At 43.2% G+C, this 22,184-nt stretch carries 21 protein-coding genes; 11 read left to right on the top strand and 10 right to left on the bottom strand.

Going from position 1 to position 22,184, the window contains the following annotated elements; all coding sequences use genetic code 11:
• Positions 1 to 454 precede the first annotated feature (454 nt).
• The gene (locus IQ274_RS25400) at positions 455 to 2,008 is read left to right on the top strand and encodes a GAF domain-containing sensor histidine kinase (RefSeq protein ID WP_194143841.1); all 1,554 of its coding nucleotides are present in this window, start codon (positions 455 to 457) and stop codon (positions 2,006 to 2,008) included.
• A gap of 195 nt (positions 2,009 to 2,203) precedes the next feature.
• The gene (locus IQ274_RS25395; RefSeq protein ID WP_163926998.1) at positions 2,204 to 3,622 is read left to right on the top strand and encodes an IctB family putative bicarbonate transporter; all 1,419 of its coding nucleotides are present in this window, start codon (positions 2,204 to 2,206) and stop codon (positions 3,620 to 3,622) included.
• Positions 3,623 to 3,685: 63 nt separating this feature from the next.
• On the opposite strand, the gene IQ274_RS25390 is transcribed toward IQ274_RS25395, so the two are convergent.
• Positions 3,686 to 3,964, bottom strand: coding sequence for a WGxxGxxG family protein (locus IQ274_RS25390; protein WP_163926997.1), 279 nt, complete (start codon positions 3,962 to 3,964; stop codon positions 3,686 to 3,688).
• Between the two features lie 182 nt (positions 3,965 to 4,146).
• The gene (gene smpB, locus IQ274_RS25385; RefSeq protein ID WP_012407256.1) at positions 4,147 to 4,614 is read right to left on the bottom strand and encodes an SsrA-binding protein SmpB; all 468 of its coding nucleotides are present in this window, start codon (positions 4,612 to 4,614) and stop codon (positions 4,147 to 4,149) included.
• Between the two features lie 692 nt (positions 4,615 to 5,306).
• Here smpB and IQ274_RS25380 point away from each other — a divergent pair.
• A complete protein-coding gene (locus IQ274_RS25380) occupies positions 5,307 to 5,990 on the top strand; it encodes a response regulator transcription factor (RefSeq protein WP_163926996.1) in 684 nt (227 codons plus the stop codon).
• A 26-nt stretch (positions 5,991 to 6,016) separates the two neighbouring features.
• On the opposite strand, the gene IQ274_RS25375 is transcribed toward IQ274_RS25380, so the two are convergent.
• The 4 genes from IQ274_RS25375 to murC all read right to left on the bottom strand — a co-directional run bounded on the left by IQ274_RS25375 (position 6,017) and on the right by murC (position 9,767).
• On the bottom strand, positions 6,017 to 6,496 hold the full coding sequence (locus IQ274_RS25375) for a low molecular weight protein-tyrosine-phosphatase (RefSeq protein ID WP_083782455.1): 480 nt from the start codon (positions 6,494 to 6,496) through the stop codon (positions 6,017 to 6,019).
• A 175-nt stretch (positions 6,497 to 6,671) separates the two neighbouring features.
• A complete protein-coding gene (locus tag IQ274_RS25370; RefSeq protein WP_163926995.1) occupies positions 6,672 to 7,019 on the bottom strand; it encodes a YbaB/EbfC family nucleoid-associated protein in 348 nt (115 codons plus the stop codon).
• A 179-nt stretch (positions 7,020 to 7,198) separates the two neighbouring features.
• On the bottom strand, positions 7,199 to 8,197 hold the full coding sequence (gene murB, locus IQ274_RS25365) for a UDP-N-acetylmuramate dehydrogenase (RefSeq protein WP_114083710.1): 999 nt from the start codon (positions 8,195 to 8,197) through the stop codon (positions 7,199 to 7,201).
• A 124-nt stretch (positions 8,198 to 8,321) separates the two neighbouring features.
• Positions 8,322 to 9,767: a UDP-N-acetylmuramate--L-alanine ligase gene (gene murC, locus IQ274_RS25360; RefSeq protein WP_194143840.1), complete on the bottom strand. Its 1,446-nt coding sequence runs from the start codon at positions 9,765 to 9,767 to the stop codon at positions 8,322 to 8,324.
• 403 nt (positions 9,768 to 10,170) lie between these two features.
• On the opposite strand from murC, the gene nadD reads away from it, so the two are divergent.
• Positions 10,171 to 10,797, top strand: coding sequence for a nicotinate (nicotinamide) nucleotide adenylyltransferase (nadD, locus tag IQ274_RS25355; protein WP_194143839.1), 627 nt, complete (start codon positions 10,171 to 10,173; stop codon positions 10,795 to 10,797).
• Positions 10,798 to 10,913: 116 nt separating this feature from the next.
• A complete protein-coding gene (locus tag IQ274_RS25350; RefSeq protein WP_163926992.1) occupies positions 10,914 to 11,927 on the top strand; it encodes a type I glyceraldehyde-3-phosphate dehydrogenase in 1,014 nt (337 codons plus the stop codon).
• 46 nt (positions 11,928 to 11,973) lie between these two features.
• On the opposite strand, the gene thiL is transcribed toward IQ274_RS25350, so the two are convergent.
• Positions 11,974 to 12,996: a thiamine-phosphate kinase gene (gene thiL / locus IQ274_RS25345; RefSeq protein WP_194143838.1), complete on the bottom strand. Its 1,023-nt coding sequence runs from the start codon at positions 12,994 to 12,996 to the stop codon at positions 11,974 to 11,976.
• Positions 12,997 to 13,085: 89 nt separating this feature from the next.
• Between thiL and IQ274_RS25340 the strand changes: the two genes are divergently transcribed.
• A complete protein-coding gene (locus IQ274_RS25340) occupies positions 13,086 to 13,667 on the top strand; it encodes a Uma2 family endonuclease (protein WP_163926990.1) in 582 nt (193 codons plus the stop codon).
• A gap of 54 nt (positions 13,668 to 13,721) precedes the next feature.
• Here IQ274_RS25340 and IQ274_RS25335 read toward each other — a convergent pair whose 3' ends face one another.
• Entirely contained in the window at positions 13,722 to 14,828 is a 1,107-nt protein-coding gene (locus IQ274_RS25335) for a peptidylprolyl isomerase (protein ID WP_163926989.1), read from the bottom strand.
• A 249-nt stretch (positions 14,829 to 15,077) separates the two neighbouring features.
• On the opposite strand from IQ274_RS25335, the gene efp reads away from it, so the two are divergent.
• From efp to IQ274_RS25320, 3 genes are all read left to right on the top strand, one after another.
• On the top strand, positions 15,078 to 15,635 hold the full coding sequence (gene efp / locus IQ274_RS25330) for an elongation factor P (protein ID WP_114083704.1): 558 nt from the start codon (positions 15,078 to 15,080) through the stop codon (positions 15,633 to 15,635).
• Positions 15,636 to 15,744: 109 nt separating this feature from the next.
• Positions 15,745 to 16,302: an acetyl-CoA carboxylase biotin carboxyl carrier protein gene (accB, locus tag IQ274_RS25325; protein WP_114083703.1), complete on the top strand. Its 558-nt coding sequence runs from the start codon at positions 15,745 to 15,747 to the stop codon at positions 16,300 to 16,302.
• Positions 16,303 to 16,377: 75 nt separating this feature from the next.
• Positions 16,378 to 16,725 (top strand): ArsR/SmtB family transcription factor, encoded by a 348-nt coding sequence (locus IQ274_RS25320; protein WP_012407243.1) that lies wholly within the window; start codon positions 16,378 to 16,380, stop codon positions 16,723 to 16,725.
• A gap of 71 nt (positions 16,726 to 16,796) precedes the next feature.
• Here the strand turns inward: IQ274_RS25320 and IQ274_RS25315 are convergent, their stop codons facing one another.
• Together IQ274_RS25315 and IQ274_RS25310 are read right to left on the bottom strand one after the other, a co-directional pair.
• Positions 16,797 to 17,408 carry a GerMN domain-containing protein gene (locus tag IQ274_RS25315; protein WP_163926988.1) on the bottom strand — a complete coding sequence of 204 codons (612 nt, stop codon included), beginning with the start codon at positions 17,406 to 17,408 and terminating at the stop codon, positions 16,797 to 16,799.
• A gap of 352 nt (positions 17,409 to 17,760) precedes the next feature.
• The gene (locus IQ274_RS25310; RefSeq protein WP_163926987.1) at positions 17,761 to 19,575 is read right to left on the bottom strand and encodes a proline--tRNA ligase; all 1,815 of its coding nucleotides are present in this window, start codon (positions 19,573 to 19,575) and stop codon (positions 17,761 to 17,763) included.
• Positions 19,576 to 19,790: 215 nt separating this feature from the next.
• On the opposite strand from IQ274_RS25310, the gene IQ274_RS25305 reads away from it, so the two are divergent.
• The gene (locus tag IQ274_RS25305; RefSeq protein WP_163926986.1) at positions 19,791 to 20,360 is read left to right on the top strand and encodes a Uma2 family endonuclease; all 570 of its coding nucleotides are present in this window, start codon (positions 19,791 to 19,793) and stop codon (positions 20,358 to 20,360) included.
• Positions 20,361 to 20,633: 273 nt separating this feature from the next.
• Entirely contained in the window at positions 20,634 to 22,016 is a 1,383-nt protein-coding gene (locus tag IQ274_RS25300; protein ID WP_194143837.1) for a 1-acyl-sn-glycerol-3-phosphate acyltransferase, read from the top strand.
• Positions 22,017 to 22,184 lie beyond the last annotated feature (168 nt).

Raw genomic sequence — 22,184 nt, 5'->3', positions numbered from 1 at the left:
GAGACTTATATAAGTTATTTAGGATTATCAGCCATTAGTGCTAGCTTTTATAAGTAATAACTGCTATAAAAGTTACTCAAATATAATTTTTGTAAGTCATTTTACTTAGGGATTGCCAGTAATAATTTTTCCTTCTGTACATAAAGAATGACAGCTTCTTTGTATTGTATCCTTAGGATTAGCTTACCCTGGCTGAATCCAAATCTAACGCAATCGGACTGTAAAATCCCAAGCAATAAAGACTACACCAGTAGTAAATAAAGAATATCTAGCACCAGTAATTAGTAACTTGTGCATACTGCATCGCCGAGTTAATGGAAGGGAGAAAAAAATTTTGCCCTAAATTTGTTTGTCAGAGGCAAAATTAGGGAATGCTTAAAAATAGCAATTGATAACCTAGAAATAGGACTTGGATCAATTACACAATAGAGAAATTATTAAGGTAGCAGTGGCAATGATAGAGCCTGAAAACAAATTATTTGCCCTAAAGGATGGTTGGGATTCTCATGAATCAAGAGAACAGCAACGCCTAAAAGCTTTGTCGGATTTAGGTTTGCGGCAACCAGAAACGATTCCGGTTTTTGAAGAAGCCACACAGACTGCTGCCCACTTTTTGGAAGCACCAATTTCCATATTGGGATTTGTGGATCAAGAACGTCACTGGTTTAAGTCAGCAGTGGGCTTATCTAGGCTAGGACTAATGAATCATTTAGCACAAAGCCGCCAACTGTCACGCAGGGAATCGTTCTGCACTCAGGTTGTAGAGAGTCTTCAAATATTTGTAATTAATGATACACATAAACTTACAGACCCAGTACTTGTTAGCAGCAAGCTGGTGCAGGATTATGGTATTCGTGCTTACTTAGGAGCGCCACTCATTGATGCTGAGGGACATTGTTTAGGTGCGTTGGCAGTGATGGATTTAGTGCCACGCAATTTTACAACCCGAGACATTGAGTTTTTACAAATCATAGCTCGTTGGAGTATGAGTGAATTTGAGCGTAACCGACTTTTGCAAGGCAAACTCGAATCAACCGCTCTCAAGACCGCTCCTATATTTTCACTTAATGACGAACGTAACACTGAAATTAAAATCACCGCACCCACTCAAGATAGCGACTCTGTTTCTACCAAGCAACTGAAACTGGAACTTTTGGGTCAGTTAACTCAGGAGTTACGCACGCCTTTAACATCTGTACTTGGTATGGCTAGTGTTTTAGGACGTGAAATTTATGGGCCTTTGACGACTAAGCAAAGAGAATATTTAGAAATTATCCAACATAGTGGTCGGTACTTACTTTCTCTAGTAAACGAAATTACCGAACTAGGAGCTATGGATGACAACTCAACTGTACTGAATTTAGCTCCTGTGGATATTGAAATGCTATGTCAACAAGCTATCAATACCCTTGAAGAAGTGGCTAATCGCCGCGAGCAAGACATTCGCCTCTCTATAGAACCGGGACGTAATCGCATTTGGCCTTTAGATAAAGACAAGGTGCGGCAAATGTTATATCACCTGGTTTTCAGTGTGATTCAACTTTCGGCTACAGGTAGCATTGTTCGCATCCATGTTTCTTACAAGGAAGATACGCTCAACATTACTATTTGGGTTTCTCATCCCTGGTTAGGGGATGGCATTACTGAGGTTGACCCCTACTTCCGTCTCAATTCTTTGTCGCTGCTAGAGTTAACCGGTGAGGTAGCAACTTACAATACTCATATAGAAGGACAACAGCAACTAGAGACTTCATCAGTAGCAGTGGACAATTCAAAAAGCCTGAGTGATTCCCACTCCAATTTTCTTGCTGCGAGTTCCGGTCTAAATTTAGCTAAATTACATGGAAGCCTTTCTCGTGAAAGCTTGGGCCTATTGCTAAGTTGTCAACTGGCAGAGTTGCACGCTGGACAAATTTTGATTCAAGGTTCACCAGAATCAGGATATCGTTATGTGCTTTCTTTGCCACTGCAACTGGCAACTCCCTCGCAAGCAATTAGTGATGTCTAATCACAGCCGATAGAGAACAGATTACAGGTGATAGGGAATAGGGAAAGACAAATTCATACTTTGTTATGTAGTAAGTACATGAATTAAAAGCGTCATTACTAATTTACAAATTACGTTATTACCTTTTTATAGCCATAAGCATTATGATCAAATCCAAGTTCTGCGTCGGCAGGCTAATTGATCGCAATGTTTTTTATGAATTTAGTCTGGCAACTATTTACTTTATCATCTTTACCGCTCAAAGAATATCTTGCTACCAGTTACGTACACCGTTCTCTGGTGGGACTGTTAAGGTCTTGGCGGCAAACCAGCGTCTTGATTCAGTGGGGAGATGCGATCGCAGCTGTATTACTCAGCTCAATATATGCCCTTGCACCTTTTGCTTCGAGTACGTTGGTAGGTTTGTTATTGGTGGCTTGTGTGGGATTTTGGCTGTTGTTGACTTTATCTGATGAAGTCACACCTGCAAATGTCTCGTCAGTCACTCCCATTCACCTACTAGTATTGCTCTACTGGGGAGTTGCCGTAATCGCAACAGCATTATCACCAGTGAAAAAAGCGGCACTTAACGACTTGGGAACGTTGACCTTGTATTTGCTACTATTTGCCCTTTGTGCCAGGGTATTAAGGTCGCCTCGCCTCCGGTCTTGGATTCTCACCCTTTATCTGCACGTATCCTTAATTGTCAGTGTCTATGGATTGCGGCAATGGTTTTTTGGAGCCACAGCACTGGCAACTTGGGTTGATCCTGAATCTCCTCTGTCTAAGACTACAAGGGTCTACAGTTATTTAGGAAATCCCAACTTATTGGCTGGATACCTCTTACCAGCAGTAATTTTTAGCTTGGTGGCAATTTTTGCATGGCAAAGCTGGCTCAAAAAAGCTTTAGCATTAACAATGTTGATTGTCAATACTGCCTGCCTAATCCTGACTTTTAGTCGTGGCGGTTGGATTGGACTAGTGGTGGCAGTTTTGGCTGTGATGGCATTGCTAGTTTTTTGGAAGAGTGTGGAAATGCCTCCTTTTTGGCGTACTTGGTCGCTGCCCATTGTCTTAGGAGGTTTAATCGGGATATTACTGTTAGCAGTGATATTTGTAGAGCCAGTTCGCCTGCGGGTGTTCAGCATTTTTGCTGACCGTAAAGATAGCAGTAATAATTTTCGTCGAAATGTGTGGGATGCTGTCTTTGAAATGATTCGCGATCGCCCAATTTTCGGCATTGGGCCGGGTCACAACTCTTTTAATAAAGTTTATCCCCTTTACCAACGTCCTCGTTACACTGCTTTGAGTGCTTATTCGATTTTGTTTGAAGTGACTGTAGAAACTGGGTTTGTTGGTTTAGCCTGCTTTCTCTGGCTAATAATCGTTACATTTAATACGGCGCTTTTGCAAGTGCGACGATTGCGACGATTGAGAAGTGTAGAGGGATTTTGGTTAATTGGAGCGATCGCTATTTTGTTGGGTATGCTAGCTCACGGTACTGTAGATACTGTCTGGTATCGTCCTGAAGTCAATACCCTCTGGTGGCTCATCGTTGCTTTAATTGCCAGCTACTGGACACCTTTAACTCAAAACCAGACAAATTCATCTAATCCAGAGCCAGCAGTAAATTAACACGAACAAATTGTCAGTTGTTTTTCTACTGAACAACTGACAAATAAATGTATTTTGAATTGTCTAGTCCCTGTAAGTAGTGGCACCTGGGGCATTAGGGTCGCGATAAGCAGTCGGTTCGTGATCACGCTTTTTACCAGCCAAACCAGCTAGACCGAATAAACCAAGTAATCCTAGCCAACCCCAATCAAAATCGTTGCGATCGTAAGTGGTCGTTCTGGGAGCAGTATTGGCTCCGGGATCAGTTGTCGTCTGAGCTTGTGCGGATAGAGTCAAGGGTAAAATTCCCATACTCAAGGTGAGAACGCCTGCGCCAACAGCTGTAATGAAATTACTTTTCATAAGTTGTGACAATTCCTTATGCCATCCGAAGTTACTCACCACTGTATCGATTCCCAAACTTAATAAAATCAATCTGTGGCTATAAACTAGGGATTTTTACAACTCACGCTGTGGACATACAACATGGTTTTCACAGCAATCTGTTTCTCACTCTGGTGTGGTAGTTTGAACCACAATAACCCCTAATAGCTTTTCATTGCGCGTTGAATGTCACGCTGATCTTGCCGTCGTTTCAGGTCTTCTCGCTTATCGTGGAGCTTTTTACCTTTGCCAAGGGCTATACTCACTTTTACCCAGCCCCGTTTGAGATACATTTTCAAAGGGATTAAAGTTAGACCCTGCTGTTCTACTTTGCCAATTAGCTTGCGGAGTTCTTGACGATGCAACAGCAGCTTTCGTGTCCGCCGTGGTTCATGATTAAAATATTGTCCACTGGCGTTGTAGGGCGAGATATGAATATTGATCAACCATGCTTCGCCATTGCGAAGCAAAGCATAGCCATCTTGGAGATTTACTTTACCCGCACGAATTGACTTAACCTCGGTTCCTGTCAGCTCAATTCCGGCTTCGTAAGTTTCCAGAATTTCATACAAATAACGGGCTTGACGGTTGTCAGCAATAACTTTGTAACCTTCGTTCTTGTCGCTCATTGATAATTTTGTGCGTTTTAAATGTACCTAAAAAAATATTTGGATTGCCTGGCGAATTATAGGGTATTGATTATAACCGCTATAAATATTGAACTGTATATGACTAATTTAGCTTTTCTAAGTTCACAATTAAGAGTTTTCAGGTAACTTTAAGTTACCTGATATTGATTACATCTGAGGTTTATCCAGAACTTGGGGATTACACCTCAAGTTTCACCAAGCTCGATTTTGTGCAGTTTCACAAAGACTTGTAAGTAAATCGGCGTAAATAATTAAAGTTTTGTAGTATAGCTTGTTGGGTATCTTGCTACAAGACGCTACTCCAAGAGAGGGCTGAAGCCTTCTCTACAAACTTATTTCAATCATGCTTACTTAACTTATATTTTGGTACATTACTGATAAAATTAATAATAATTTATACTATAATGGAAATTTGCTCTGCCTTATTAATGAGTTGTTAAAAATTAAAAAGCTCTCTATGCTTCCCGATCTGAGGGAGTTAAAGGTGAGTTGCACTTCGTTAACCTTACAAGAGATTTAAGATTTTCTTTATAAATCAACCCTGAAGGCAGTCATTACCTGGTAATCCTGTCATAGTATGAAACATAAGAACACTATTCTTGCCAGTGTTCACCTATGAAGCGCGTAGAAGCAAATTTCTGAGTAAAAAAAATGCTAGGGGTGTATTGTCCATGCCCTTGACGATCCTTGTAGTGGATGATGATTTGGGCACTCGTCTGTCTGTTAGCGACTATCTTGAACTGTCTGGCTACTCAGTGATCACGGCTAATGACGGTCAAGAGGCTTTGTTTATGGTGGATGAGTATAATCCTGATTTGATTGTCACGGATATCATCATGCCACAGATGAATGGCTACGAACTGGTGCGTAGGGTGCGTCAACAACCAATGTTTCGCTTATTACCTGTAATCTTATTAACAGCCCGAACTAAGACCCAGGAAAGAATTCTGGGCTATCAGTCAGGGTGCGATTTGTACTTACCCAAACCATTTGAATTGGAAGAGTTAGCAGCAGCAATCCGCAATCTTTTGGAGCGATCGCAAATTATTCAATCGGAGTATCGCTTTTCTCATAAAGAGAGTTTGGGCATTTCCGGCTTGACAAAACCGGGGGATGCCCATAATTCTCTGTCTACTCAAATTCAGACATCCCACTTACACTCATCCCTAACTCATAGAGAACAAGAAGTCTTAGAGTTATTGACTCATGGTTTGTCTAATGCCGATATGGGTCATCAGCTACACCTGAGTCCCCGCACAGTGGAAAAGTACGTTAGCAGTTTATTGAGAAAAACTTCAACCAGCAACCGAGCAGAATTAGTGCGTTTTGCTATGAAGCATGGTTTAGTCGAATAAAAAAGTGAGGAGTTAGGAATTAAAACTCAGAACTCTTCACTTTTAACTTTTGTGAGCAGACCTTCACAAGCATCAATCAGTAAATCAATAACCTGATTAAATCCGTCTTGACCACCGTAGTAAGGATCTGGAACTTCCTTTAAGGTGTGTCGAGAGCAAAACTCACACATCAAACGCACTTTATGCTGATATTGCTCAGTGCGATCGAGAGTGAGGATATTCTCATAATTTTCTTGATCCATCGCCAAAATTAAATCAAAGTCTTGAAAGTCTGACTTTTGAAACTGGCGTGCTTGACCACGTAGTTTAATTCCCAACTTTGTAGCAGCCGCAGCACTCATGCGTCTGTCAGGTGGGCTACCCACGTGATAACTAGATGTACCAGCTGAATCACATATGATGGCATCGCTCAGGCCTGCCTGCTCAATTAGATGATTCATTATGTTTTCTGCCGATGGCGATCGGCAGATGTTACCTAAGCAGACAAATAGCAACTTGTAAGGCATAGATATTTTTTGTCCTCTGTCAATAGTCATTTGTCCTTTGTCTTTTGACTAATGACCCTTCGGGTGACGCTCCTGCGTCGCTAACACCAGTTGCTCATGGGGGAAACCCCCTTGGCGCTAGCCTCTTCCTTTGGGAGAAGACCGCACTGGCTCACCAATGACTAATGACCAATGACTAAAATCCAGGTAACTCCAACCCACTGGTTAATTCTTCCATGCGTTCCCGCATTGTTGCTGTGGACTTGTTGTAGGCTTCTTTCATTGCCACCGTCACGAGATCGGAAAGTACTTCTGCACCTTCTGCAAGAGCTTCTGGAGAGATTTCTACCCGCTTGGGTTCTTGGTTCCCACTGACAATCACCTTCACCAGACCACCGCCAGATTCTCCTAGAATCTCCATTTGCTCCAATTCTTCTTGGAGTCGCTTTGCACCTTCTTGAACTTGCTGTGCTTTCTTAAAAGCATCGGCTAGTTCCTTCATTTTTCCTAAGCCAAAGCCAAATCCCTGTCCTTTTCCTGTCATAATTATTTGTACGCTTGTGCGTTGAATAACAAATCAAATTCAATTATAGATGCGGTAAGTAATTTGCCTCTTTTTTTACCAATAATTAATGCATCTGGGAATTGGGCACTGAGCATTAGTTATGACACATCTTTACTGATATGCCTAGTTCCCAATCCCCATCCCCGGAATTGAAAGTTTCAGCAAGCACCTTGAAACTCTCCGAGCATTTTGACTTCTGGCTCTAAATTAATAGACCAACGTTCTTGCACCTGATGTTGGATGTGGCGAATGAGACAAAAAATGTCACTAGCTTTGGCCCCACCCCGGTTAACGATGAAATTAGCATGGAGTAGTGCTACTTGCGCTCCACCAATTTGGTAGCCTTTGAGACCAGTTTGCTCAATTAACCAGCCAGCACTGTAAGGTTTGGGATTGCGAAACACACTCCCACAGCTAGGGAAGTTGTACGGTTGGGTGCTTAAGCGATGCTTTTTGTGTTCTTTGGTGATTGCTACAACTTTTGCTGGGTCTGCACCTGGCGCGAGTTGTAAGGTGGCTTGGGTGACTATGCGATCGCCACCTTGCAATAAGGAAGTCCGATAGCTATAACCTAACTGTTCCGGGGTAAGAGTTTCTAGCGTGCCATTGGGTGAAAGTACCTCGGCACTAACTAACATATCTGCGATACAGCTATTATGTGCCCCTGCATTCATCACCACAGCACCTCCGGCTGTTCCAGGGATGCCAACAGCCCACTCCAATCCTTGCCATCCTAATTCTGCTGCGGCCCATGCCAAACTGGGAATTGATTCTCCAGCAGCAACGGTTAATTGACCAGTTTGGGGGTCAAAGTTGCTGAAGCGGAGGTGACGAGTTGCAATGACTAAGCCTGATATACCGCCATCGCTCACCAGGAGGTTAGAACCGGCTCCCAGTGTTGTCACCTTTAAATCACGTTCTTTTGCGTATTTAAGACTGGCTTGCAGTGCTTCTAAGTTTCGGGGGGCAACATACAAATCAGCTGCTCCTCCAACCCTATAGGAAGTAAAGGCTGACAAGCAAGCCTGGGGCTTGATTGCACAATCAGTATTTGGTAAGTAAATTACTTCACTATCCACCGAATTAGTTGTTTGATGTTTCTTTGTATTCAAAGCAGAAACTGTGCAGACGTTTCCAGCTGCCTGGGAAATGGTCATTTTTACTTTATATTGGTAAAATTTTTACATTAATTTACCGCAAAGATACGGTAATAGAGTTCATAGATGGAACCGTTGCTAGACGGGCGCTTTGCTCAGAAACGAAACTTTGCAAAGTCTCCACTTAAGATGTGGCTTTAGCAGGTTCGCAAAGTGCAGTAATTACTTCAGGAATCACCTGATTCAAGTTCCCAGCTCCTAAAAACAGCGCCAAGTCTCCTGGGCGTAATGTTTTTAACAAGTACTCACGCACTGAGGGTAAAGTTGGTTGATAAACTACCTGGGAATGCTGTTTAGCAATTTCCTCTGCTAGCTGTTCACCAGTAATTTGCCCTAAGTTGGGTTCGCCTGCACTGTAAATATCAGTCAGCACAACCAAATCAGCATGGGTAAAGGACTCGGCAAATTCTTCTAAAAAGGTCAGTGTTCGGCTATAGCGATGGGGTTGGAAGATAGCAACCACTCTTTGTCCTGGTCTTGCCTGTAAACGTGCGGCGGCGAGAGTAACGCGAATCTCGCTAGGATGATGAGCATAGTCATCAATGAAGGTAATACCATCAACTTCACCCCGCAGCTCAAAGCGTCGTCTTGCTCCTTCAAAGGTTGCAATACCTTTGGCGATCGCTCCAAATTCTAAGCCCAAGGCGCGACCAACAGCTACTGCTGCTAGAGCATTGCTGAGATTGTGCCGACTGAGCAGCCGCAACTTCAACACGCCCAAGGCTTTGCCTTTTTCCCAAACTAGAGCCGTGGTGCCATCAGCACGATAATCAATATTAGTAACGGTGTAGTCAGCGTTGGTATCTGAGTGTAAGCTGTAGCTGATTGTGGGTTGTAAGCGATCGCGCACTGTCGCACAGTCAATACTACCTATTAAAGTTTTACAACCCTTAGCAAATGTCTGGAAGATGTCAATTACTTCTTCTAATGTATCGTAATGGTCAGGATGATCAAGTTCAATATTGGTGATGATGCCAATTTCTGGAGCGTGTTTTACCAAAGAACCATCAGATTCGTCTGCTTCGGCTACCAAATATTGGCTTTGTCCCAATCGAGCATTACCTTCCCAAGCATTGACTTCGCCACCTACTAAAATCGTTGGGTCTAGACCTGCTTCCAGAAGCATATAACCAATCATGCTACTGGTTGTAGTTTTGCCGTGTGTTCCTGCCACTGCAATACTGTAGTAATCGGAAATTAAGGCGGCTAGTACATCTGATCGATGCAAAATTGGACAACCTAATTCCAACGCTGCTTTGTATTCTAAATTATTAGTGTTAATTGCTGTTGAACAAATGACTTGAGGTAATTTTGACTTAGTATCAGCAGGTAATTGTTCTTGTGAATTTAATACTTGAGGACGAAAGAATTCGAGATTACTTGCCTCTTGTCTACCAAAAATATGGGCACCGATAGATTCCAATTTGTGCGTCATGTGGTTTGGACGAAGATCCGAACCTGATACTGGAAATTGACGCTTGGCGAGAACGTATGCCAGAGCAGACATACCTATGCCGCCGATGCCAATAAAATGAAATGGTCTACCACTAAAATCTACAGAATTAGTCATTTATTGCTCCTCTTACACCACACCACACCATAATCACAAATGACACGCGTATCATAACAGGAATTTGATTTTTACCGTAACTACTCCTATATCGTATTTATGTTTAATGCCCAGATGTTGTTTCTGGTCTGGTTTTGCGTGTTCAGAATGATTTTACCTTGGTTGGAGGTTTTTACTATTTCTGAACTGTTGTTAAGATTATTCTGAAAATTTTGGCTACATCGGGAAAGAAATTCTTGTAATGTCAAATACATATTTTTGTCTACCTTACTGGAATTGGCTACATAATACATTGTTTAGTGAAACTGATTTGAAATTGCATCAAGTTTAGCCGTGAATTGACTACAATAGTACATTGGTAATGAAACTATTTTTCAATTGCATAAAACCCAGGCATAACTGGATGCAGCAACTAGCAATTTTTGGTGGCACATTTGATCCAATTCACTGGGGACACCTGCTCGTAGCCGAGACAGCAATGCAAGAAGTATCTCTTGAAAAGGTAATTTGGGTGCCATCCCTAAATCCTCCTCATAAAGAAGCAGCTTTGTTTGAGCATCGCGTGGAAATGCTGCAATTAGCCATAAAAGATAACCCAGCGTTTACTGTCTCCCTAGTGGAGGCAAATCACTCTGGGACTTCTTATGCCATTAACACTCTGATTGACTTATCTGCTTGTTACCCAAATACTCACTGGTACTGGATTGTGGGCTTGGATACTTTCCAAACCTTACCTCGTTGGTACCGTGGACACGAACTAGCACAAATGTGTGATTGGTTAATCGCACCCCGACTGCTAGGTGGTGAGACTATAACTCAAAGCAAATTAATCTGCAAGCAAGTGGAGCAACAACTGAGGGAGCAGTCATATACCATTTACTGGCAACTCCTGAATATACCTTTAGTAGGAGTTTCGTCAAGTCTAATTCGCAAATTGTGTCGCGAACGCCAGTCAATTCGTTATTTAGTACCGGAAGCGGTCAGATCATATATCACTAACAACAGTTTGTACTCGAACAAATCTGAATAAATTATGTGTTTTTTTATTGACCTAACACTTTATGGTTATGAGTGCCCCCCCCCTTTGCGATATGATTGGGGTCAACGATATCAACATATAAGCATAAATACAGAGGGCAAGACACTGTGATTAGAGTTGCAATCAACGGTTTCGGGCGGATTGGACGTAACTTTGCGCGTTGCTGGGTGGGTAGAGAGAATAGCAAAATTGATCTTGTCGCTATTAATGACACGTCAGACCCTAGAACCAATGCTCACCTGCTGAAGTATGACTCGATGCTAGGTAAGATCAAAGGTGCTGAGATTAGTGCCGATGATAACTCTATCATCGTTAACGGTAAGACCATTAAGTGCGTATCCGATCGCAACCCAGAAAAGTTGCCCTGGAGAGATTGGGGAATTGACCTAATTATCGAAGCAACAGGCGTATTTACTAGCAAAGAAGGAGCGCTAAAGCATGTGAATGCTGGAGCCAAGAAAGTTCTGATTACCGCTCCTGGTAAAAACGAGGATGGCACTTTTGTGGTTGGTGTGAATCATCATGATTATGACCACAACATACACAACATTATCAGTAACGCTAGTTGTACTACCAACTGTTTGGCACCAATTGCCAAGGTGTTGAACGATAAGTTCGGCATCATCAAAGGTACGATGACCACCACCCACAGCTATACAGGCGACCAGCGTTTGCTAGACGCTTCTCACCGGGATTTGCGACGGGCGAGGGCCGCAGCGATAAACATTGTACCCACCTCCACTGGTGCAGCAAAAGCAGTGGCGCTGGTTATCCCAGACCTGAAAGGCAAGCTAAATGGCGTTGCCTTGCGCGTACCAACCCCGAACGTCTCAATGGTAGATTTCGTAGTTCAGGTTGAGAAGCGTACTATTACTGAAGAAGTTAACCAAGCTCTCAAAGATGCTGCTGAAGGCCCACTTAAAGGCATTTTGGACTATAGCGAACTAGAACTGGTATCTTCCGATTATCAAGGTAGCGATGCTTCTTCGATTGTTGATTCTAGCTTGACTTTGGTTATGGGCAATGACTTAGTAAAAGTTATGGCGTGGTATGACAACGAGTGGGGTTACAGCCAACGAGTTTTGGATTTGGCAGAATTGGTCGCTGAGAAGTGGCAATAATTTGTCATTAGTCATTGGTTATTAGTTTTTCACAAAAGACAAAGGACTATTGACTAAAATGCTGAAATCCCTGGCTAAGGCTCAGAACTTGGTCAGGGAATTTTTTTTGTTCGTCGTGCAATAGTACTGTTGATCCGGGTGTAATCTTGCCGACGATCGCAGCACCTTGACCAAGATTTCGTACTAAGGCTAATGCTGACTCTTGTGGCAAGCAAAGCACTAATTCAAAGTCTTCACCACCGTATAGAGCATAAGCTAGTGCTTGCTCTTCTGTTAGCCAATGGTCAAAAGCTGCTGGCATGGAAATTTGTCTGCGTTCTAGGATAGCGCCAACACCACTAGCGCGGCAGATTTGGATAATTGCATCTGCCAAACCATCGCTGCTATCCATACCGGCAATGGGTATGGGAGATGGGGATGCTAAAATTTTCCAGAGGATTGGTAAGACATCTAATCGTGGCTGTGGGCGCTGGTGTGCGCGGATTAGTGCCGTGCGTTCTACATCTTTGAGGTTTTGTCCTGATTGGGGATGTAAAAGCAGTTCTAAGCCAGCTTGGGAGGCTCCATGAACGCCTGTAACAACGATCGCATCTCCCACTACAGCAGCAGAACGACGGATAATTTGATTAGGGTTAACTTGACCAAAAGCGGTAATTGCCAAAGTCGTCACAGGCGATCGCACCACATCGCCCCCGACAATTGGGGTATTGTATTTTTGCAGGCATTCTGTCATTCCTTGGTATAAGCGTTCTACCCAACTCACCCTAAGTTCACCGGGGAGTCCCAACCCGACAGTGATTCCCAATGGAGAAGCACCCATTGCAGCTAAATCTGATAAATTGGCAGCAGCAGCTCGCCAACCAGCATCTTCTGGGGAAGTGGTGAGGTTGCTAAAATGTACGCCATCAACCAGTACATCTGTAGTCACTACCAAAGATTTGCCTGGTGCAGTTTCAAGTACTGCGGCATCATCACCGATAATTTCTGGAGGACAGAAGCGCTGTAATCTTTCTAAAAGACCTTGTTCGCCAATATCTTTGACTTGTTGAGAAGATAACTCACTGTTCACAATCGGTTTTCCGTGTTGCAAAATTACTAAGAAAACTGATGATTTGCTTTACTGTTTAATATAAAAATATCGTCTAGGGGTCACTTGGGATGGTAACAACACCAGTAACCAGCATCACGTTTGAGGAGTACTTAACTTATGATGATGGCAACGGTTTTCATTACGAACTGGTGGATGGCAAGCTAGAGCTAATGAACCCACCTACTATTGAACATTTTCTGATTGTCGATTTTTTGGATACTGCTTTCAAAGCAGAAATAAAACGTTGTAGCTCACCTTGGCTGTGTTTTAGAGAAAGTGGAGTGAGAACGGGGAGAAATAAATCTAGGTTGACTGATTTGTGTGTGGTGACGCTTGAGCAAGCCAGGGAATTGTTGAATGCCTCAGCAGTATTTCAGTCACCGCCGTTACTAATTGTTGAGGTGGTCAGTCCAGAGTCGGTTAAACGGGATTATCGTCATAAGCGTTCTGAATATGCGGCCTTAGAGGTTTCTGAATATTGGATTGTAGACCCACTGGAAGCAAAAGTTTCAGTGTTACTACTGGAAGATGGATTTTACGAAGAAACAGTTTTTACTGGTACTCAAGAAATTGTATCACGGACTTTTCCAGAATTAGCGATCGCAGTTGATCAAGTATTCAGCGCCGGGAATCTAAATCAGGGGAGTTAGGAGAGACGCGATTAATCGCGTCTGTACAGGAATTATTCTCCCCCTGCTCTCTTCTTATGCTGCTTGCGGTTCAACCAGATTTTCTATTCCTTGAACGACTTTTGCCGATTCAATTTTGTCACCCGCCTTCAGTTTATCCAAAACTTCCTTGCCTTCGGTGAGATAGCCAAAAACGGCATAGCGACCATCTAATAGGTTGCGTCCGGCGGGGGTAAGTTCTGGTTCAAACAAAAAGAAGAAGAATTGCGAAGAACCACCATTCACTTCACTTTCAGGGCGAGCCATGACTACTGCACCAAAAGCAGAAAAAGGTAGAACTGGCATATCAACGTAACGACCAGCTTCTTCTAGCGTAATCCCATAAGTAGGTGCTTTATCACCCTGAACTAGAACTTCTAAGGGAATAGCGCGATATTCGCCCGTCTTGGGATCAATGAAACCTACATCTTTACCTGCGGGATCTCCAGTTTGCAGAAAGTAAGATTCTTCAGAACGGGTAAACTCTAAGCCATTGTAAAAACCCCTCTGCACTAAATCTACAAAATTACCAGCAGTAATAGGGGCGCTATAACCATCTACCACAACGGTCAAATCGCCTTTGTTAGTTTTAAATTCTACAGTAGCACGACCTTTAAGTTGTGGCAGATTACTGTATTGGGCAGGTACTTCAAAGGGGAATTCTTTCACCATTGACTCTTCTATCTGAGTCACAAGATTTAGAAGTTTGCCTCTCTCTTGCAGAATTTGTTCTTTATCTTTGTTCTTCGCCAATTCTTCTAATTTACCCACCCCAGATTTCAACTCGGTAATCCAAGCTTCTGCTTGGGGTTGGCGTTCTGTGGGAACGCTTGTTAAGATTTGGGAGGGTTTATCGAGAATTCGGGATGCTTTGCTGATGTCTTTGGAAATAGCACCCCATCGCCGATTAGCCCGCAGTTGGGCAGAGATGTCCTCTAAACTGGCTTGTAGTTGCCGTACAGGTTTGTTATCTATCGGGAGTGCATACCGCAACAAAGCCTTGCCGTCGGTAATTGCGTTGCCGGCTGGCAGCGCGGCGCTACTGGAGGGAGTCCACCCAGCTGTAGTTATGCCTAAAAATATTGTTACCAGCAGTATTGCCATTAGGCTGTTCTTCAGCCAGGATTTTAATAAGTTAAGCATGGGATAACTCAAATGCAGCATTAAATTGTTGACTGGACGTAACCCATCAATAATCTTCCCACGTTAAGGGCGGAGGATAAATGACAAATACTTCGACAACTCTTGGAGACGCTACGCGTTAGCGAAGCTTTCGCTTTAGCGATACGCTCAGTACAAATGACAAATGATAAATGACTAATGACAAATGCCCAATGACGACTCTAGAAGGGTACAATAAATGCCGATTGTCTTCCAAAATTTGAAAGTTTCATGATCTCCAGTAACGACTTTCGACCCGGTGTTTCAATTGTATTAGATGGGTCTGTATGGCGAGTGCTTGAATTCCTGCACGTCAAACCAGGCAAAGGTTCCGCCTTTGTCCGAACTAAGTTAAAAAATGTCCAAAGTGGGAGCGTGATGGAAAAAACGTTCCGAGCTGGGGAAACTGTGCCCCAAGCTACTTTAGAAAAAAGCACGATGCAGCATACCTATAAAGAGGGCGATGAGTTCGTCTTTATGGATATGGAAACCTACGAAGAAGGCAGATTGACCCGCGCACAAATTGGCGATCGCGTCAAATACCTGAAGGAAGGTATGGAAGCTGAAGTTATTAAGTGGGGCGACCAGGTGCTGGGAGTAGAATTGCCTAAGTCTGTGGTTCTGGAAATTGTACAAACAGATCCAGGCTTAAAAGGTGACACTGCTACCGGTGGCTCAAAACCAGCAACTTTGGAAACCGGTGCAATTGTGATGGTTCCTTTGTTTATTTCCCAAGGAGAACGCATCAAAGTTGATACCCAGGAAGATAAATATATCAGCAGGGAATAACTTTCATCTCTATGGAGATGTTTGCTCCCGATTGAAATCCCTACATCTGGATTTAATCCCTGCCACACTTAAGATGCTAATTTACGGATAGGTCGAGGTAATAAAAACTGTGCCATTGGACTTTAATGAAATCCGCCAACTATTGGCAACTATCGCACAAACAGATATTGCAGAAGTCACGCTCAAAAGCGATGATTTTGAACTAACAGTCCGTAAGGCTGTGAGCGTCAGCAATCAGATGTTGTCGGTAGGTCAAGCAACCTTCGGCGGTGTGGTAGGTTCTGGCTTGACATCGGGTTCATCTGGAGGAAACCAGGTGAACGCGAGTCAGGTAACGGAGGTGTCCACATCTCGCGTGTTTGAGAATACTGGTACTAGCACACAATTGCAGTTGTCAGTAAATGCTCCCTCAATCATTGATCAGAGATTAGTAGAAGTGCCTTCCCCAATGGTAGGAACGTTTTATCGCGCTCCTGCACCTGGGGAAGCGGCATTTGTGGAAGTTGGCGATCGCGTCCGCAAGGGCCAAACCGTCTGTATCATTGAAGCCATGAAGCTGATGAATGAAATCGAAGCCGAAGTCTCTGGACAGGTGATGGAAATTCTTCTCCAAAATGGTGACGCTGTAGAATATGGTCAACCTTTGATGCGAATTAACCCCGATTAAGTATTAATCTATATATCAAATGAGTCATCTGAAATGAGTCATCGTTAAAACTTCAGTCCTTGCGGGTTAATCCTGATGAAACAAACGTTGCCTTTACCGCCAGAAGTGGTGCAACAAGTAGCTGAATACTTCAGCCTGTTAAGTGAGCCGATGCGCTTGCGGCTGCTCCACTTATTACGGGATGAAGAAAAATGCGTGCAAGAGTTGGTAGAGGCAACACAGACTTCTCAGGCAAATGTGTCAAAACACCTGAAGGTAATGTGGCAAGCAGGTATCCTTAGCCGCCGCAGTGAAGGAACTTGCGCCTATTACCGGGTGGAAGATGAAATGATTTTTGATTTGTGTAATCGGGTTTGCGATCGCCTGGCCACAAGGTTAGAGGAGCAAGCCCGTAATTTTCGTGTGTTAAATAGCAAACGTTAGGTCAGTTGTCATTTGTCCTTTGTCATTTGTCCTTTGCTAATGACCAATGACCAATGACCAATGACCAAGAACTAAAGCTGATAATTTTTCTCAAAGCTTTCACGAGTTAGTGGCTGTTGTAACTCTACGCCTTCACCCCCTAAAACATCCAATGGTTTGCCGTTCACGTCAATGTAAACCTTGGCTTTAGGATTTAAACTTGTCGCAGTATAAACAACTTGTCCGACGCGACCCATCATTGATGTGCTACCACCACCACTGGTAAAGTCTTCAGATAAATTAACGTGAACTTCGTCATTGTCTGATTTCAGTCCCAACAGCTTAGTTCCTTTGGGGATAGTTGTGGAATCTGTTCCTTCTGTCGGCCCTGCCAATAAACTTTGGAAAGCTGCTTCTAAAGGCTGGTTGGCTCGTATAGAAGCGACTTTAACAGGTTGGGGAACCAAAGCAACACTTTTGTCTTTTGGTCTGAGCCAATAAACATTAGGGGTTTGCTCGTTAGCTGGCTGCCTAGTTGATGGCTGTGCTGGTTGAGCGATGCGCCCAGAGGGGTTTGACGGTGTGGGAGGATTGCTGGAGTGTGTAGTAAACCAAGCCACACCGCCACCCACCGCTACAACCACTGCTGAAACAGCTGCAATTGCGCCTGAAGAAATACGATTAGATCCTTGTTGGTCTTTCATGTTCAAAACCTTCCTAACTGAGGGCTGATATGGTAGTTATGTGAGGAGCAGCCTGGTTAAAGACGATACTTACAAGTAGAGAGTTTCCCGAAACCTGGAGGAGACTTTATGCCTCAAAAGGCGATTATTTTAATTCTGTAAGTCCCTGGTTCAATTTTAGAATTTCTATTTCTAATCCGTCACCTACCAAATTATGTAAATCTCATTCTTTTTGGAGATGATTGAAGATTAAATTTACAAAGCAGAGGAACGCAAAGTCAAGTATTTATTCCTCTGCGTCCCTTCCCTGCGGGACGCTACGCGAACGTGGAAGCAAGCTACGCGTAGCGTCTCGTAGAGAAGCGCCTATGGTTTAATTTTTTACCTCAATTGCGGCGGTAATCCATTGTTGGAGTGTAGTGGTAACTTCATCAATGACTATTTCTTGAGATTTACGGGTGGCTCTTTCTACAACTTCGACTTTGCCATTAGCGATCGCCCGCCCGGTTACAATTCTGTAAGGGATGCCAATCAAGTCAGCATCTTTAAATTTCACTCCAGCCCGTTCATCGCGGTCATCGAGTAGGGTTTCAATTCCTGCTTGATTGAGTTCTGTGTAAAGTTTTTGAGCGATTTCGACTTGTTGAGCATCCTTAATGTTAGGAATTGTGACGATCGCGTGGTAGGGTGCGATCGCAACTGGCCAAATAATCCCATCTTTATCATAAGATTGCTCTACGGCAGCTTGGGCTAGTCGTGATACGCCTACACCAAAACAACCCATAAATAACGGCTTTTCTTCACCCTGTTCATTGGTATAAGTTGCTCCCATAGCTTGGGAATATTTAGTGCCTAATTGGAAAATGTGACCTGCTTCGATTCCACGGGCGCTTTGTAAGGTTTGTTCTGGGTTATGGATGGCGCGATCGCCTGGTCTTGACTTACGAATATCTACTACTCGCTCTGGTAACTTAAATTGCTCACCCCAATTAGCACCAACTACGTGATAACCAGCTTCATTCGCACCTGTAACAAAGTTTTTTAAATCAACGGCTGTTTGATCCACCAAGCGCAAAAACTTCGGATGGATCTGTTTATTAGCAGCAATATACTCATCTGCGATATCAGGCGCAATGTAGCCTAAAGGTAGAGATTTAGCTGTCCATGTTTGCTGGGCTTCTACATTTGGTACATTCAAACTAATAATAGTTTTAGCGCCATATTCAGAAGCTAATTTAGTCAATTCATTTTGCAACTTGACCTCATTAACTTCCTGATCGCCTCGGATGTTCACCAGAACTAACACCGTTGTACCATTATCATAAACTGTCTGATAAAGGACATTTTTCACCAATTGAGTAGGAGAACAGTTGAGGAGTTGACACACCTTTTCAATCGTTTCTGTTCCAGGTGTATCGCGTTTCTCATAAGTTGTAAACCGTGAGGTTTCGGCATCAATTGGTAAAGAAACAGCCTTTTCTACGTTAGCAGCGTATTTACCATCCTCAGTGTAGAGAACTTCGTCTTCACCAGCTTCCGCCAAAATCATAAATTCTGTGGAACCAGAACCACCAATTGCACCAGAATCGGCTTCCACTGCCCGAAAAGCTAAACCAGAACGTCGCAGGATATTGCTGTAGGCTTTATACATATCCTGGTAAGTTTCTTTGAGGCTGGCTTCATCGGTATGGAAGGAGTAGCCGTCCTTCATGATAAATTCCCGTCCGCGCATCAAACCAAAGCGGGGACGAATTTCGTCGCGGAATTTAGTTTGAATTTGGTAGAGGTGTAGGGGTAACTGGCGATAAGAGCGAATCATATCACGAGCGATCGCTGTGATTACTTCCTCATGAGTTGGGCCTAATCCTAATTGTTGCTCGCGGCGGTCAATTAGGGAAAACATGATCCCCTCAGCTTTGGTGTAAGTGTCCCAGCGTCCCGATTCCTTCCATAAATCAGCAGGTTGTAATTGTGGTAAGAGACATTCTTGTGCGCCTGTAGCGTTCATTTCTTCCCGCACAATCTGGGAAACTTTTTGCAGTACCCGCCACATTAACGGCAAATAAGCATAAAGACCACTACCGATGCGACGAATGTAACCTGCACGGAGTAATAATTTATGACTGGGAATCTCAGCATCAGCTGGATCATCCCGGAGTGTAACGAATAACATTTGTGATAGTCGCATCGTTTATTCCCTTTCCAGAATCTCTAATTTGTTTATAAACCACCTGGCGATTATAAATCGCGGCCACACAAACCCTCATCCGCCTGGGTGCATTCAGAAGGTATCCTAGTTTTTGAACCTGCGAGGTACGCAAAGCGCAAGCGCGATCGGCATCTTACAGCCGTTAAGATATGGCATGATATAATCTTTGCAACTATTTAATCTAGGTCTAGGTTATGAGTCATTTGACATTAAAACTAGACACTGTTCACCTGAGTGACGAACAATTTTATCACTTATGTCAAAATAACCGCGAATTGAAATTTGAACGCACTACCAAGGGAGAATTAATCATCATGTCCCCCGTTGGAGGTGAAAGCGGCAATCGAGAAGCAGATTTAATTATTGATTTGGGAATCTGGAATCGGCAAACTGGCCTTGGATTTACCTTCAGTTCTTCTACTATATTCAAATTACCCAATGGTGCTGACCGTTCCCCAGATGCCGCTTGGATTCAACGAGAACGTTGGCAAGTACTTACACCTGAACAAAGACGTAAATTTCCCCCCATTGCACCCGATTTTGTCATTGAATTAAGGTCAGCAACGGATGATTTGGAAATGTTGCGTTCCAAAATGCAGGAATATATAGATGCAGGCGTGCAATTGGCATGGTTAATTAACCCTCAACAGCAGCAAGTAGAAATTTATCGCCAAAAACAAGATACGGAAGTGCGAAATCTACCCACACAATTATCGGGTGAAAATGTATTGCCAGGATTTAGCTTGAGTCTTTCTTGTTATTAAGTTTGTAAGTGTTGCAAAACCTCCACTATCTGCCAACACGTTCCATTGCAGCAGAAAATACTTTATAAGTCTGCGTAAGTACGCTTCATTAAAATAATCTGCGTAGACTAAGAAGGTATCCTAGTTTTCTAACCTGAGTAATGTACCAAGCACAGCGCAAGAGGCAGGTTTTACCTCGACTTCATTACTCAGGGCATATTACAGCCGTTAAGATATCTTAAAAGAAATAACCATCAGGCGATTAAAATCAGGGAATCTTTAGGAGAAACTACTTTGGCAGATGTAATTTATCAAGCACAAGCACCCTTAGAATTTATTCCCCCCGCGTTTAACCCTTTATTGCTACGAGTTGTCCAGCTGTTGCTACCTAGTTGGATAAACTGGCAAACACCTATTACCCAAATTGAAGCAGACAACGTAGAGGTGCTGGTGGATCTCTATCGCCAGTTTCAGGAGGATAAGATCCGTTTTATGCTGGCATTTCGCCATCCGAAAACAGACGATCCGTTTTGTTTGGGTTACTTGCTGTCTCAAATTGTACCAAAGACAGCGCGATCGCAAGGTACAACACTACAACATCCCATTCACGCTCATTTTATCTATGATCGCGGCATTCCTCTCTGGGCTGGTTCCCACGTTGGCTGGATTGCTTCTCATTTAGGTGGTACTCCGATTCAGCGAGGTAAAGCTGACTGGACGGGATTACGTTCGGCGCGTGACTTGTTTGCTAATGGGAAATTCCCAATGGCTGCTGCGCCAGAGGGTGCAACCAATGGTTTATCGGAGAATATTAGCCCTCTAGAACCTGGTATTGCCCAATTAGGCTTTTGGTGTGCTGAAGATTTGCAAAAAGCTGAACGCCCTGAACACGTTCTAATTGTACCAGTTGGGATTAAATATAGTTACGTAGATGCTCCTTGGGGTGCGATCGCAAATCTTTTAAGTGAATTGGAAGCGGCTAGTGGTTTACCTGTGAATTCAGCAGAAAATGCTTCTATAGAGTCGCTTTATCCTCGGTTGTTGGCTTTGGCAGAACATTTACTTTTGCTCATGGAAGAATTTTACACCCGGTTTTATCATCAGAAACTGCCAGATTCCAAGATTGTCAACGGGCAAATTACAGATAGAAATGAAGCGTTAGCAGTTCGTTTACAAGCGTTGTTGAATGCAGCGTTGTTAATATCAGAACAGTATTTTAATTTGCAGTCAAAAGGTAGTTTGAGCGATCGTTGTCGGCGGGTAGAACAAGCAGGTTGGAATTATATATTTAGAGAAGAATTTAAGGATGTCAAAGGAGTCTCTGCTGTAGAAAGAGCTTTAGGCGATCGCGTTGCTGAAGAAGCGAATGCGCGGATGTGGCACATGCGTTTAGTAGAAAGTTTTGTGGCAGTTTCTGGTAATTATATTCGGGAAAATCCAACAGTAGAAAGGTTTGCTGAGACGACTTTAATTTTATGGCAAATGATTGCTAAAATCAAAGGCGATAAAAGTGTACAGCGTCCGCAATTGGGTAAGCAAAAAGTAAAAATTACTGTGGGTGAACCCATATCTATTTCTGAGCGTTACCCAACGTATAAGGAAAATCGTTTGGGTGCTAGGCAAGCTGTTGCTGATGTGACAAACGATTTGCAACACGCCTTGGAAGGATTGATTTAAATTGGTGTCCAGCGTAGACGCACAGTGACTTGTCATTAGACATATAGGAATCATATTTGATTTCTGAAAAGGACTGCGAGATAATACGGGTAAAAATATCTGTCTAATAACGAACAATGATAACCCAGCGTCTAGAAATGGCGATCGCAGAATTACAAGAATTTATAG

Origin of the sequence: Nostoc sp. LEGE 12447 (assembly GCF_015206985.1) — a bacterium.
Taxonomy (GTDB): domain Bacteria; phylum Cyanobacteriota; class Cyanobacteriia; order Cyanobacteriales; family Nostocaceae; genus Nostoc.
The sequence above is the reverse complement of the archived record's forward strand: the minus strand, read 5'-3'. Positions and strand labels throughout refer to the sequence as shown.